Here is a 12,966-nt window from a genome sequence, read left to right on the forward strand (position 1 = left end):
GAACATCTTTGTTCAAAGATATTTTTGTCTGGTAAATAAAGGAATGAAAATATTATACAGTAAACATTTTCCACCGGGGAACTTCGGAGCAATCAATTTGTTTGGAGTGATCATTGCTCGCAAGGGTTATGGAAAGCTAACTGATGCCGAAATAAACCATGAGTATATACATACACGACAAATGGTTGAAATGCTCGTCATATTCTTTTATATAAGCTATTTGATAGAGTGGATCGTTCGCTTGATACAATATAGGAATATGTTTGATGCTTATATAAACATTTCGTACGAACGCGAGGCGTATAGCAATATGTATAATATTGAATATCTGAAAAAGAGAAGACCTTTTACTTTTAAAAATTATTATAAAAAAACGGTATGAAACTTAGATTATTCATATATTTATTATGTACCGTGATCGTAGGGGGAGTATCATGTGTACAGAGTCAAAATAAAATAGAACAAGGTAATATGAAATACAATAAACTGTCGCCCGAAGAAGAAAGGGTAATAATACATAAAGGTACAGAAGTTCCTTATACAGGAGAATATGTAAATAATAAGCGGGCTGGAATGTATGTGTGTAGAAGATGTAACGCCCCACTGTATAATTCATCTGATAAATTTGACTCTCATTGTGGATGGCCTTCTTTTGATGATGAAATAAAGGGTGCTGTAAAACGTGTTCCTGATGCCGATGGAAGACGAACCGAAATAATATGTGCAAACTGTGGTGCTCACTTAGGGCATGTATTTCTCAATGAAGGCTTCACTGCAAAAGAGACAAGACATTGTGTAAACTCTATATCACTAAAATTTATACCTCAAGAGAATAAAATGATAAAGAAAGCTTATTTTGCCTCCGGTTGTTTTTGGGGCACCGAATACTATTTCATGAAAGCCAAAGGTGTGGCACATACCGCAGTAGGTTTTATGGGTGGTCATGTTGATCATCCTAGTTACGAACAAGTATGTCAGAAAAATACCGGACATTTAGAAACAACAGAAGTAGAATATGATACTTCTAAAACCACGTATGAAGACCTTGTCAAGTTGTTTTTCGAAACGCATGACTTTACTCAAACAAATGGGCAAGGTCCGGATATTGGCCCTCAGTATCTGTCTTGTATATTTTATGCCGATGAGAATGAGAAAAGTATTGCTGAAAAATATATATCGATTCTACAAAAAAAGGGATATAAGGTTGCAACAATGCTAAAACCCTTATCTACATTCTGGAAAGCAGAAGATTATCATCAACAATATTACGAGCACAAAGGAACAACTCCTTATTGCCATGTATATAAAAAGATATTCGAATAGTTGGAGTGTCTATTAATTAACAGGTTAATAAATATATTATCAATTTGAATACATTAAATTATTATATTTAATGTATTCATATTATTTTTGTGTCTTAACTAAAAATCAGAAAAGTATTTTAATTAAATTATTTTTTTATGCTTAAAACAATCTTATCTATTTCTGGAAAACCCGGACTTTACAAACTAGTATCGAACAGTAAGAATATGGTTATTGTAGAGTCTCTCGCAGATAACAAAAAGATTCCTATCCATCCACGTGATAAAGTAGTATCATTAGGAGATATCTCTATATACACAGAAACTGATGATGTGCCTTTAAAAAGCATTCTTGCTTCTATCAAAGAGAAAGAAAATGGGGCTAAAGTATCGATCAGTGCAAACTCAAAGCCTGAAGAATTAAAGAGATACTTCGAAGAGGTATTACCTGAGTTTGACAAGGATCGTGTTTACCCGACAGATATCAAGAAAATAATAAACTGGTATAATATAATTATCGAGTCTGGTTTCGACTTCGAGCAAGAAGATAACAGCAGCGAAGAGAATACGGAAGATAACGAGTAGTATTTGCTGTAGCTAATAATATTATCAGACCTCTAAAGTAATTTCTAAGGTCTATGTTTTATAATAAGAATCCCTTCAAAGGACTCCCCGAAAGCGGAGAAGTTTGGAGGGATTCTTATTTTGTGTGCTTTCTATTTTTCCAAAGATAGTTGCGACTATTGTTCTATATTTTATAGACAGGCCTCTTTCTACTTCCGAAGAATTAGATATACAAAAAAAGCTTATCTGATTGCAGATAAGCTTCCTTATTATATGATTTTTATATTTTCCTTATTCTGTAGGAGGTGTTGTTGGCTGTTGGTTAGGAGCCGGAGTAGTTGTACTTTCTGCACCTTGACCTTGATTAAGGGGTAAAGTAGTCGACATATCAGGTGTTCCTGTAGTAGGAATAGCCGGTATGCTTATATCCGGTTTAGCTGCTCCTAAAGCACCTTTAGGTCTGATCATAACACAAACAATACTCATTATCATGATGAAACCAGCCAATCCCCAAGTTGCTTTCTCCAAGAAGTCTGTGGTTTTACGAACTCCCATGATTGCATTTGAAGATGAAAATCCTGATGAAAGGCCTCCGCCTTTTGAGTTTTGAACAAGAACTATAAGTACCAAGGCTATAGCTGCTATCACAATTAATATGGTAATAAGTGCGATCATTTTTTATCTTTAGATTTTGAATTTATAATCAATTTTTCGAGAAAACTCAATTGGTCTGCAAAGTAAATATTTTTTTTTGGATAATTCAAACTTAAATGTTTAATTATTTTGTATGCTTTCTCATACTTCTGCTGCTTTATATAGATTTTGGCAAGGGTCTCGGTAAAAAATAGGTCTTCATTTAATTCATCCTGGTCTTCATCGCCATCCTTTACTTCATAAGTATGATCTCGAAGCGACTCATCTTCTTTCTCTATTTGGATGTGGATACCCTCTTCTTCCGATTTAGTAATGAAGGTATCTATAATATCTTGATGCTTGAGTTGCAGGTTGATATCTTCTTTGTTTTCTTCTTCTTCTTCTTGTGGCTGATATTGTATGTAGGAAAAATAATCAGTTGTGGCTATGCTCGAATGGGATATATTATATTCTAGCTGCATATCATCGCCGGTTGTTTCGCCTCGAGATTCAAAGAATGCATTTAACAGAATATTCGTTTTATCTTCTGCAATTTCTTTTTTTCCTGTTTCTACAAAGAATTGTTGATATTCTTCACTGAATATATAATAGAACAGAGCTCTTCTGTCAGCTATTGTAATACTGAGCCTTTCCAGTTCTGTTTTATATCTTTCAGGTTCGTGTATATACACAGCTTTTAGATATATGAAAATGGCAGCTTGAAAAAAAGGGTATTCGAAAGCAATCCTCTCCAGACTTCCGATATCGGATTTCGAGGGAGAATTTTTTTGAATAATAAATTCATTAAGCTTCTGAATATCCATGTTTAAGATCTTATAGCAATATTTTAAATTATTGTTTATTACCAATTAGACATGGTTGCATTGAATATCTGGTCTACTATTTCCTTTGTCAGCTCTTCACCCAGCTTATCTTGTACATCGGTAAGCATTTTGCTGCTCTCAAAATCTCGATATGCAGAGATTGTTTCCTCTTTATCCTCTTCCGGTCTTACATTGTTTCTAAATCGGAATTTAACCGCCATCGTAAGTCGAGTCTGTGATGCCAGATTGTTTTCCTGCACAGCCAGAGGTGTCAGATCCCAACGGACGATCTCGCCTTCTATTTCCATTGAGGGTGCTACACTGGTAAACTGTAGTTTGGTTCCGCGTATAAACACATCTTTCATCTCCTCGTTAAACATTTGAGCTAACATAGGATATACGTTCGGCGACTGGTTTTGGAAGTCGCGAATCTCTAAAGTGGGTGTTTCGGAATAGTTAATGTTCGAACCGTTAAACTTGTATGAGATTGTACAAGCTGTCATCATGATTGACACTAGAATCAACAGGCCGATTTTTTTCATAAATTTTCCAGATTATATTCTTTTATTTTTCTGTACAGTGTACGTTCCGATATTTTCAGGTCTTGAGCCGCATTCTTACGCTTTCCGTTATGACGATCCAACGCTTTTATAATCATGTCTTTTTCTACATCTTGCAGCGAAAGTGTTTCTTCTTCATATTCCGGAGCTTCTATTATATCTACGTCAGCAATATCATTTCTGGTAGGGGTAATAGTATGAGTATCATTTTTTATGGTCAGAGGAGTAGTTGCTCCTTTGTCAGCTGCACTTACTACCATAGTTGGCAAAGCACTATCGCTTTTGCTGATTGTGGATGCAGATACAGCATCTGTGGCCTTCAGATTTCCGGCAACAATATCATGAACAATTTTTTTCAACTCATTCATGTCTTTTTTCATGTCAAAAAGTACCTGATAGAGAATTTCTCGTTCATTGCTAAAGCTTTTAGCATCATTATGTCCCGCAGAAGTGTGGATGGGAATTAAGCCAACCTCGTTTGCCGGAAGATAAAGTTTTAGTATGTCGGGAGTTATTTCTCTAGCCTGTTCTATGATTGATATCTGTTCGGTAATATTTTTTAGCTGGCGAATATTCCCCGGCCAATAGTAATCTTTGAGCATTTGCTTTGCCGATTCGGTTAAAACAATAGACGGCATATTATATTTTTCTGCACAGTCGCTTGCAAATTTCCTGAATAGTAGAGGGATGTCGTCTTTTCTGTCTCTTAGGGCAGGTATCCGAATGGGAACAGTGTTTAATCGGTAATATAAGTCCTCACGAAAACGTCCGTTACGTGTAGCAGTTATCATGTCCAGATTTGTAGCTGCAACAACACGTACATCTGTTTTCTCAACTTTGGATGAACCTACTTTTATAAATTCACCCGTTTCGAGTACACGGAGCAAACGAGCCTGTGTAGAAAGGGGTAATTCTCCTACTTCGTCGAGGAACAATGTGCCTCCGTTAGCTACTTCGAAATACCCTTTCCGTTCACCTGTAGCACCGGTAAAAGATCCTTTTTCGTGTCCAAAAAGTTCTGAGTCTATAGTCCCTTCGGGGATAGACCCACAGTTGACCGCAATATAAGTTCCATGTTTGCGATGGCTGAACTGATGGATAATCTGCGGAAAACTTTCTTTACCCACTCCGCTCTCACCTGTCACCAGTACAGACATATCGGTAGGAGCTACCTGAAGCGCTATGTCTATAGCTCGGTTGAGATCGGGTGTGTTCCCTATGATACCGAAGCGTTGTTTTACCTGTTGTATATCTGGTCTTGCCATTTTATTAGATAGATAAGTCACAAATAAACAAAAGTTTATATGTGAAGTTTAACGAAACCTGACAAAATTACATATTAATTTCAGTTTTGTCAGTCTTTTTTAGTGAAGATTTCTAAAGGTGATGAGTTTAATCTGTAGATTTAGCTAAAGCGTATGTTTTAGCTTTCAAAAACTCTCCGAATTCCTTTATATCTGTATGTTTTGCCTGTTCTTCCGGTGATATTGGCTCACCCAATCGTAAGTATATCGTTTTACCCTTTTTATTATACACTTCATGTCCTAACCTCAATGAACGGAGTCTCCAATTTACAAGATCAAGAAAGTTAAAGAACCAAGAATTTCTACCGCTAAAGTACATGGGTATCACAGGTACTTTCGACTTTTTTATCAACTTTAGCACCGGTTCTTGCCATTCACGGTCTTCGACTTCCATTCTGAAGTTTCGCACTTTTGTCTTAGATACAGCACCGGCAGGGAAGAATCCCAATGGATGTCCGCTTTTGATATGTTCAATGGATTGCTTTATTCCTTCGAGGCTTGACTTATTTGCCATCTTCCCGCTTTGGAAAGGATTAACAGCAATAAAGTTGGGAGACATTGTATCTATCATGCCGAGAATGAAATTCACCATCATTTTATAGTCGGGGCGAACCGATGCGATTGTGGCAATGGCGGCAATACCATCTATGTGACCGTATGCATGGTTCGAGACTGTGATAAACGAAGCTCCTTCGTATTCGTTAAGCACTTCTATATTCTCTACTACTATATTGACCCCAACGTCTTGTAGCAAATGTTTGCAAAATTCAGGACCTTCGTATTGCTTCGAAGTATCGTAGATGCGGTTGACTTTATTCATCCCGGTCAGCCACATAGCAAATTTTATAAGTATATTTCCAAATGGGCCACGCAAAATGGGGCTCATTTTGCGAACATCATCATAGCTCAGTAATTTTTCCTTCATGCTGCTGTTTTTTTTACTGTTGCAAATTTCGTTAAAATTGAAATATTAGACAAGTATTAATTAAGATTCGTCATGAAGTTCGATGACATCCAAGTCGGAGATGTTACCCTCACTCAAGTTGAACTTAAGAAGGGTTCTGACTTTATGTATCCCATATTTGCCTGCTGCACCCGGATTGATGAATAATCCGTTTATTTTTTTATCGAATATGACTTTTAGTATATGTGAGTGCCCTGTTATAAATAATTTGGGCGGATTCATAAGTAATATTGATTGTACTTTTCGCTCATACCTTCCCGGAGAGCCTCCTATATGAATCATAAACACATCTACTCCTTCGAGTGTGAAGCGTAATGTTTCGGGATATGCTGCACGTACACGACTATCATCGATATTCCCGTACACAGCCCGAAAGGGTTTGCCTAAAGCTTCGAACTTTAAAGCTAACTCCATTGAACCTATATCTCCCGCATGCCATATTTCGTCACAGTCGGAAAAATATTTTGCAAACTTCTCATCCCACCAGTTATGGGTGTCAGAAAGTAATCCTATCTTTTTCATTATAGATTGATACAAATACAAAAACAAACAGATAGGATAAATGTTCCCATCGAAGTATATTTCAAGTATGGGTCGAGTAGACGATTCTCTTTTATTTTGATAATGTTAATTAACAATTTAAAAAATACAAGAAAACTTAATAGGTAGATATATTGATACCAGTGGGTACTATATAATATAGAATATGCCGTAAGGGAAACGAACGCTCCTATAATTAATAGGGCGTGGTATATCTTAGCATTCTTGATTCCTATCCGTACCGGGATTGTTATTTTTCCCGATTTTCTATCATTGTCTATGTCGCGCATATTGTTAAGATTGAGTACGGCAGCTGTTAGTAAACCCAAAGCTATAGCAGGTAGCCACGGCTTGAAATCTATAGTATGGGTATGTAGAAAATATGTTCCAACAACTGACACTAGTCCAAAGAAGACAAATGAGAAAATATCTCCCAATCCCTTGTATCCATAAGGATTTCTTCCGGCTGTATATTTTATTGCGGCTACAATGCTACCTAGTCCCAAGCCCAGAAAGAGTAAAATATATTGCCACTCCATAAACTGAAGAGCCACATAGACAAGCAAGATTCCCATAACAATAGCACATGCTATGGCTATTTTTATTGCTTTTGTCATCTCTTCGGGAGTAATGGCTCCGCTTTGGACTGTTCGTTGAGGTCCTATTCTTTCGCCTGTGATATCTGTACCTTGTTGGTAGTCACCAAGGTCGTTTGCCATATTTGATAGCAGTTGTAATACATTCGCTACCAAAATAGTCAGAACAAATACAAATATGCTGAATTTTCCTGTGTTATATGCGATCCCACTGCCACATAGTGCTGTAGCTCCCGCCAAGAATAGTGTGCGTGGACGCAGAGCCGATACCCAAGATTTTACAGATGCCATAATTAAATTTGTGCAAAGGTATGTATTTTAGTCTGATGAGAAAAATATTATTATCAGGTCAAATTCTAATATTACCTAAAAATAGAAAGGTGACGTTATGCTTGCTTTTACCTGTTTATAGTTTTCTTTATATTGTCTAAATCGAACAATACTCTTATGCCGAAATCCTGATATTTTGTTTTCTTGAATGATGCGAATACTCCCACATTAAGCAACTTTGTGAAGTTTAGTGAGTAGCCCATCTCACTATATTTCATGTCGGCGGTGTACAAGCTTTTTAGATGTAGGCTTTCTGTAAACATTTTTCCTTGAAGAAATGGGAGTCGTTTAATTAATATATACTTGCTTTCGTAGTTGAAATTGGTTCTGATCCAATATCTATTTGTTGAAGCAATATAATTATCTAACAGCATAAAGGATGTGAATGGAGATTTCAGATTCACTGTTACATTCGATGTGTTGAAATGTTGATAATCCACAAAGTGTATTTTGTCTCTTTCTCCCAAAAAGCGACCTCCTTCGAGTTGGTAGTTGAAGTTGCTGAATTCACCTAGCTTTATTTGTTGCTTTATTCCTCCCGATAATTTTTGATATTGAGCATTGTTGGTTTGCCATCCCGAGAATGCCTGCTCGTAATTAATGTAGAATGTAGGTGAAGCGTATCTCTCATATCGTTTAGCTCCATCTTTTATAGAGTAATAGGCGTAAGGGGTATACTCTATACCTAAGTTGAATGCTGTCTTGTCAAACCGGTCGTAAGGGTATATGTTAGGCATAATTTTACTTTTCTTACCCCAGGTGTAATCCGTATTATTTGATAATCCATGACGCCTGTCTATCTCCAGTCCTACAGATACAGATAATCCGTTCGAAATATCTATACTATTCGTTGCGGAAATAAAATCTTTTTGATAGAAGTAGTTGTAATTCTTTCCTCTGATTAATGAACTTGAAAAGTTATTGAAGCGATGAATGCCTTGTGGATTGAAATCTTCACTTGTGCTTCCTATAGAGATGGTTAGGTTGCCTAATCTTAAAGGCGCATAAGTAAGATTTATATTCCCTCCACCTACCAATCTTTTTCTTGATAAGGCATAATATATATAAGGTGTGAGTTCTAGCCTGTTGTGTTTTCCGATATTACTCGTTAACCTGAACGACTGTCCCATCCATAGCCCATCTACAAAATTATACTCATAGATACTACCTTCGACTATCCCATTGAATTTGATTTTCACCTTGCTGGAGTCATTTCCTATCTGACCTCCGTTTATTATATTCGAAAATGTCAGCTTTGGATTACGGTGCTTCTCTCTCGCCGAATCGAGATGTTGCTGTATGGAATCCCTTTTGATTAATGTTTTTATCTCCCGTTCTCCCAGAGGTATCGTTCTTATGTTAGCCCAATATGCTGCATCACGCTTAGATGCCAAACTATCCGATCTTACTATATATAAGGAGTCTTGACGTCCGATTTCAAAGTTTCTTTTCTCTTTTTTGCTTTTTGTACCACTTATTACCGATTCATTCGTTTTAATATTACTATAGGTTAGTGATGTGTAGTAGTTCATTGTAGCTTTAATTCCGAAGATGTCAATATCAGATGCTATCAAATAAGTGATAGGCAGATATACATTTGGTGCCAATTCCTGAAACGAGATTGTATATGCTTGTTTTGCTCCGTATGGATTAGAACGAAGTTCCGCAGAATATATATGCCATGTATAATCTGCTATATATATGTAGCCTTCAAAAAGCGAAGGGTCTTTTAATTTGGGCTCTATTTTAATTTTATTTATTGTTAATCCATTCTCTTCTATAAACCCTTCGTATCTGAATTTGTAATAAGAAAATGCTTGAGGATGCAAGGGCGAAATGTATGAACCAATCTTCGGATTGTACAAGGAAGTGCTTAATATTCCCATCGCGTCTTTCGAATCTATATTATCGGGAATACTGCTTGAGAACGCTTTTACTGTTTGTTCGTACTTGTCGGGTGCTGTAAAACGTATTTCGTTGAAGGATTCTTGTGTAAATAGCAACTCTTTAAAATCTGATAGTTTAACCCCCTCTTCTCTTTTTGCCATTCTATCGATCAATGACGAAACTTTAAGCAATTCAGCGTTTACCTTTATGTAGGCTTCGGCAGTATACTCTTTTACAGAAGCGGCATATAATGGTGCTTTTTCTATTGCTTTCCGCATAATAGGGTAGGCCGGGTCTTCCTGATTTGATACGGTAATTTCTTTCAGGTTGAAAGGTGTTTCATATAGTACTATATCTAATGTAGTTACTCTATCTGTACTGATATTGATTTTTCGTACTTCGGGTTTAAACCCCAAACATTTATATTCAACTTCGTATTCTCCGTTGGGTATAGTCGTTTGATAGCTTCCTGTTTCGTTACATACCAATCCTTGATTTACACCTTTTATATATACTGTGCTTCCATATAACGGTTCGCCGTTTGTGTCTGTAATTTTTCCTTTAAAGTTTTGTGCGTGCAAATGAATGGAGCAAAAAAAGGATAAAACCAAGGCAATATATAATCTCATTATTAGTTTATTATTTAGGGACACTTTTTAACATTCTCTACAAATATATCGGAAATATCGATTTATTCTTTACTTATTTCCTGTTTTTATTCGATTTAATGTTACAAAGGAGTGACATTATTCTATATTCCCCTGTGAAATAAGATTATTTTATTATTTTTGCGCTAAATTTTTTTCAAAATATTAAAGATTAAAATGCTTACAGTTGAGAAAATTGGCGGAACCTCCATGTCGCAGTTTAAAGATGTGCTGGAGAACGTCATTGTAGGAAAGAGAAAGCCGGAAGAAATGTACAATCGGATATTTGTTGTATCCGCATATAATAATGTCACTAACTGGCTATTGGAACATAAAAAAACAGGAGAGCCCGGAGTATATGTCCAATTTCTCGAAAATGCAGATTATAGCATCGGATTAGATAGTCTGTGTCAAAGGCTTTTGCTTATAAATAAGGGTTTTGAAGAAATCGGCCTGAATCTATTAGAAGCAAGAGAATTTATTACCTTTCGCCTCAAACAGGCTAAAACAATGCTTCACAGTTTGAGCAAAGTTTTGGCTTCAGGGTACGTAAATGCCGAAGATATCTGTTTAGCCGCACGCGAAATTTTAGCTTCGATAGGAGAGGCACATTCAGCGTGGAATACTGTAAATATTTTGAATAACAATGGTATCTCTGCTCGGTTTATCGATCTTTGCGGATTCAATGACTCTCTGCCTCTTACGATAGATGAGCGTATTCATAGAGCATTCAAAGGCGTTGATTTCAGTAAGGATGTTTGTGTTGCTACCGGTTATACGAAAGGTACTGAGGGTATTATGCGTGCGTTCGATAGAGGTTATACAGAGGTTACTTTTAGCAAAATTGCCGTAGAAGTAAATGCTGACGAGGCTATTATCCATAAAGAATATCACTTATCAAGCGCCGATCCCAATATAGTAGGGGTGGATAAGGTAGTCCCTGTAGGACGAACAAATTTTATAGTGGCCGACCAGTTGGCTGATATTGGCATGGAGGCTATTCATCCGAAAGCGTCTAAGCCTTTGGAACTTGCAAATATAGATATTCGTATCAAAAATACCTTTGAGCCGGAACACCCAGGTACATTGATCACAAAAGAATATGTGTCGGAAATACCGAAGATAGAGATTGTTTCAGGTACAGATAAGGTATTAGCTGTAGAAATTCACGATCCAATGATGGTTGGAGAGGTTGGATTTGACTTGAGAATAATGCAGATATTTGCCAAATATAATGTGAGTTACATTCTCAAATCTACAAATGCAAACTCTATCACAATGGTGGTATGGGACAATTACAAATCACGCGAAATGATAACAGATCTGGAGACGACATTCTATCAGGTTATTGTAGAGCGTGTAGCCTTAGTGTGTGTGATGGGTACCAATATTGCACTGCCCGGATTCTTGTATAGAGCCTCGAAAGCTCTGTTTCAAAAAGGTATCAATGTCGAGAGTTTTGCTCAATCTCTACGGCAGGTGAATATGCAGTTTGTGATAAAAAGAGAATTTTATAAAGACGCGGTAATTGCACTGAATGATGAACTGTGTATAGAGAAATAGGTTAATAAGGGTTTTTTTATATTTTTTTTATTGTGTGAATTGATTTTTAGTTCTATTTTTGTTAGCTGAAACTAGAGTGATCGTTTAATACCTTGTGGGGCACTTAAATAAAAAAGAATATCCACAATTACAGATATATAGACCTTTGAATTTGCTTGAACATTCTCTATTACAAAAGTTGCTTTTATTGGAAAATAAAAAACTGATTTCACCGTTACATTTGATTAGAAGTGTGAATAAAAGTGCAATGTTAGATGCGAAATACTTAAAAAATCAAAATAATAGTATATTTGCATCCTATAATAATTGACACTGTGTAATTTTATTGTTTTAAAATTAAGAAGACTATTGAAAATTAAAAAATATAAATTTAAAAATTGATTCACTAAACTTAAATTATTTATTATCATTATGGAAACTAAAAAACAACAACCAAAACAAAAACCAAGATCTAAAGGCGTTTCAGCTATGATAGTCGTTATTGGATGTGCGATTGTAGCTCACCTATTCTTCTACCTAGTTGCCGGGGATAAGGCTAACTTTGACGAAAAAGGTCATCCACTACCAGGCAATTCACTAGGTGCATTATTCCAAGGAGGATGGGTAATTCCTATCGTTATCACGCTGTTACTAACAACACTTACTCTTTCTGTAGAGAGATTCTTTGCATTGAACAGAGCTAGTGGAAAAGGAAGCACAGCTAAATTTGTGATGAACGCTAAAGCTAAGTTAGAAGCTGGTGACATCGCAGGTGCAACAAAGCTATGTGACGAACAAAAAGGATCTGTGGCTAATATATTAAAAGCAGGATTAATCAGATATGCAGATGTTGAAAAAATTGCTGACAAGAACAATGACGAAAAAGCAGCAATGATTCAAAAAGAATTGGAAGAAGCTACAACTCTTGAACTTCCATATCTACAACAAAACTTATCAGTTATCGCTACTATCTCTACTCTAGGTACTTTGATGGGACTATTCGGAACAGTACTTGGTATGATCCGTTCGTTTGGTGCGATGGGTCAAGAAGGAGCTCCAGACTCTACAGCTCTTGCAGTAGGTATCTCTGAAGCACTTTACAATACAGCTATGGGTATCGGTACTGGTGCTGCATCTATCATTTCTTATTCTTATTTCTCTGGAAAAGTTGAAGATATAACTAACGCTGTTGATGAAGTAGGTTTTGCTATCGGTCAAACTTATACTACTCTTCACGGAGGTCTATCTAAATAATTAACAATTTTTTTCAGAAC

The 12,966-nt window shown here is 36.4% G+C and carries 13 protein-coding genes; 5 read left to right on the plus strand and 8 right to left on the minus strand.

All coding sequences use genetic code 11. The features are described from left to right. Positions 1 to 43: 43 nt before the first annotated feature. The 3 genes from HMPREF9456_RS04845 to HMPREF9456_RS04855 all read left to right on the plus strand — a co-directional run bounded on the left by HMPREF9456_RS04845 (position 44) and on the right by HMPREF9456_RS04855 (position 1,886). On the plus strand, positions 44 to 382 hold the full coding sequence (locus tag HMPREF9456_RS04845; RefSeq protein WP_006842348.1) for a hypothetical protein: 339 nt from the start codon (positions 44 to 46) through the stop codon (positions 380 to 382). Next, entirely contained in the window at positions 379 to 1,323 is a 945-nt protein-coding gene (locus HMPREF9456_RS04850) for a bifunctional methionine sulfoxide reductase B/A protein (protein ID WP_006842349.1), read from the plus strand. The genes HMPREF9456_RS04845 and HMPREF9456_RS04850 overlap by 4 nt, the downstream gene beginning before the upstream one ends. Positions 1,324 to 1,460: 137 nt before the next feature. Then, complete coding sequence (locus tag HMPREF9456_RS04855) at positions 1,461 to 1,886, plus strand: DUF5606 family protein (RefSeq protein WP_006842350.1); 426 nt, start codon at positions 1,461 to 1,463, stop codon at positions 1,884 to 1,886. A 270-nt stretch (positions 1,887 to 2,156) separates the two neighbouring features. Here the strand turns inward: HMPREF9456_RS04855 and secG are convergent, their stop codons facing one another. The 8 genes from secG to HMPREF9456_RS04895 form a co-directional block, all read right to left on the minus strand. After that, complete coding sequence (gene secG, locus HMPREF9456_RS04860; RefSeq protein ID WP_006842351.1) at positions 2,157 to 2,540, minus strand: preprotein translocase subunit SecG; 384 nt, start codon at positions 2,538 to 2,540, stop codon at positions 2,157 to 2,159. Further along, positions 2,537 to 3,322, minus strand: a complete 786-nt coding sequence (locus tag HMPREF9456_RS04865; protein WP_006842352.1) for a hypothetical protein — start codon at positions 3,320 to 3,322, stop codon at positions 2,537 to 2,539. Before HMPREF9456_RS04865 ends, secG begins: the two co-directional genes overlap by 4 nt. A 38-nt stretch (positions 3,323 to 3,360) precedes the next feature. Then, positions 3,361 to 3,864: an LPS assembly lipoprotein LptE gene (gene lptE / locus HMPREF9456_RS04870; RefSeq protein WP_006842353.1), complete on the minus strand. Its 504-nt coding sequence runs from the start codon at positions 3,862 to 3,864 to the stop codon at positions 3,361 to 3,363. Further along, entirely contained in the window at positions 3,861 to 5,147 is a 1,287-nt protein-coding gene (locus tag HMPREF9456_RS04875; RefSeq protein WP_006842354.1) for a sigma-54 interaction domain-containing protein, read from the minus strand. Before HMPREF9456_RS04875 ends, lptE begins: the two co-directional genes overlap by 4 nt. Before the next feature lie 127 nt (positions 5,148 to 5,274). Continuing rightward, positions 5,275 to 6,111 (minus strand): lysophospholipid acyltransferase family protein, encoded by an 837-nt coding sequence (locus HMPREF9456_RS04880; RefSeq protein ID WP_006842355.1) that lies wholly within the window; start codon positions 6,109 to 6,111, stop codon positions 5,275 to 5,277. Between the two features lie 60 nt (positions 6,112 to 6,171). Then, positions 6,172 to 6,672, minus strand: a complete 501-nt coding sequence (locus tag HMPREF9456_RS04885; RefSeq protein ID WP_006842356.1) for a metallophosphoesterase family protein — start codon at positions 6,670 to 6,672, stop codon at positions 6,172 to 6,174. Continuing rightward, positions 6,672 to 7,577 (minus strand): 1,4-dihydroxy-2-naphthoate octaprenyltransferase, encoded by a 906-nt coding sequence (gene menA, locus HMPREF9456_RS04890; protein ID WP_006842357.1) that lies wholly within the window; start codon positions 7,575 to 7,577, stop codon positions 6,672 to 6,674. Before menA ends, HMPREF9456_RS04885 begins: the two co-directional genes overlap by 1 nt. Before the next feature lie 107 nt (positions 7,578 to 7,684). After that, positions 7,685 to 10,132 (minus strand): DUF5686 and carboxypeptidase regulatory-like domain-containing protein, encoded by a 2,448-nt coding sequence (locus HMPREF9456_RS04895; RefSeq protein WP_006842358.1) that lies wholly within the window; start codon positions 10,130 to 10,132, stop codon positions 7,685 to 7,687. A gap of 195 nt (positions 10,133 to 10,327) precedes the next feature. Here HMPREF9456_RS04895 and HMPREF9456_RS04900 point away from each other — a divergent pair, with 195 nt between their 5' ends. Then, entirely contained in the window at positions 10,328 to 11,713 is a 1,386-nt protein-coding gene (locus HMPREF9456_RS04900; protein ID WP_006842359.1) for an aspartate kinase, read from the plus strand. Positions 11,714 to 12,124: 411 nt separating this feature from the next. Next, entirely contained in the window at positions 12,125 to 12,946 is an 822-nt protein-coding gene (locus HMPREF9456_RS04905; RefSeq protein ID WP_006842360.1) for a MotA/TolQ/ExbB proton channel family protein, read from the plus strand. Positions 12,947 to 12,966: the final 20 nt, after the last annotated feature.

Source organism: Dysgonomonas mossii DSM 22836, assembly GCF_000213575.1.
In the GTDB taxonomy this organism is placed as follows: domain Bacteria; phylum Bacteroidota; class Bacteroidia; order Bacteroidales; family Dysgonomonadaceae; genus Dysgonomonas; species Dysgonomonas mossii.

Coding starts and splice junctions, on each gene's coding strand:
- HMPREF9456_RS04845 (WP_006842348.1), top strand. CDS start 44: ATGAAAATATTATACAGTAAACATTTTCCACCGGGGAACTTCGGAGCA.
- HMPREF9456_RS04850 (WP_006842349.1), top strand. CDS start 379: ATGAAACTTAGATTATTCATATATTTATTATGTACCGTGATCGTAGGG.
- HMPREF9456_RS04855 (WP_006842350.1), top strand. CDS start 1,461: ATGCTTAAAACAATCTTATCTATTTCTGGAAAACCCGGACTTTACAAA.
- secG (WP_006842351.1), bottom strand. CDS start 2,540: ATGATCGCACTTATTACCATATTAATTGTGATAGCAGCTATAGCCTTG.
- HMPREF9456_RS04865 (WP_006842352.1), bottom strand. CDS start 3,322: ATGGATATTCAGAAGCTTAATGAATTTATTATTCAAAAAAATTCTCCC.
- lptE (WP_006842353.1), bottom strand. CDS start 3,864: ATGAAAAAAATCGGCCTGTTGATTCTAGTGTCAATCATGATGACAGCT.
- HMPREF9456_RS04875 (WP_006842354.1), bottom strand. CDS start 5,147: ATGGCAAGACCAGATATACAACAGGTAAAACAACGCTTCGGTATCATA.
- HMPREF9456_RS04880 (WP_006842355.1), bottom strand. CDS start 6,111: ATGAAGGAAAAATTACTGAGCTATGATGATGTTCGCAAAATGAGCCCC.
- HMPREF9456_RS04885 (WP_006842356.1), bottom strand. CDS start 6,672: ATGAAAAAGATAGGATTACTTTCTGACACCCATAACTGGTGGGATGAG.
- menA (WP_006842357.1), bottom strand. CDS start 7,577: ATGGCATCTGTAAAATCTTGGGTATCGGCTCTGCGTCCACGCACACTA.
- HMPREF9456_RS04895 (WP_006842358.1), bottom strand. CDS start 10,132: ATGAGATTATATATTGCCTTGGTTTTATCCTTTTTTTGCTCCATTCAT.
- HMPREF9456_RS04900 (WP_006842359.1), top strand. CDS start 10,328: ATGCTTACAGTTGAGAAAATTGGCGGAACCTCCATGTCGCAGTTTAAA.
- HMPREF9456_RS04905 (WP_006842360.1), top strand. CDS start 12,125: ATGGAAACTAAAAAACAACAACCAAAACAAAAACCAAGATCTAAAGGC.